Here is a 533-nt window from a genome sequence, read left to right on the forward strand (position 1 = left end):
CGCGCACCTCCTCATGGCCCTTCTGGTCCTCGGAGCCGACGTTCAGCAGGCCGACCGTCGGCCGCTCCACCCGGTGGACGGCGCGGTGGAAGGCCTCGCCCATGATGGCGAAGTCGACCAACCGTTCGGCGTCGCACTCGATGTTGGCGCCCACGTCCAGCACGGTGGAGACGCCGCGCAGGGTCGGCCAGCCGGCGACAATCGCGGGCCGGTCCAGGTCAGCGGCCATGCGCAGGATCAGCTTGGACATCGCCATCAGCGCGCCGGTGTTGCCGGCCGACACCGCCGCGTCGGCCTGGCCCTCGCGGATGGCCTCGATGGCGTTCCAGAGGCTGGTGCCCTTGCCCCGGCGCAATGCCTGGGCCGGCTTCTCGTCCATGGCCACCACGCGCTCGGCGTGGCGGACCTCGCAGATCGCCCTCAGGGATGGGACCCGCGCCAGCTCGGCGGCCAGGCGGTCCTCGTCGCCGTGCAGCAGGAAGCGCACCGCCCGCCCGGCCAGGGCCTCGGCGGCGATGGCCAAGCCTGGAACC

At 73.2% G+C, this 533-nt stretch carries 1 pseudogene; it reads right to left on the reverse strand.

What is annotated here, in order from left to right:
• Positions 1–523: pseudogene (locus DNK89_RS23920) on the reverse strand (phosphate acyltransferase); the annotation flags it as partial.
• Between the last annotated feature and the right edge of the window lie 10 nt (positions 524–533).

It is taken from the genome of Acidovorax sp. ST3 (assembly GCF_003231145.1).
Classification (GTDB): Bacteria; Pseudomonadota; Gammaproteobacteria; order Burkholderiales; family Burkholderiaceae_C; genus Acidovorax.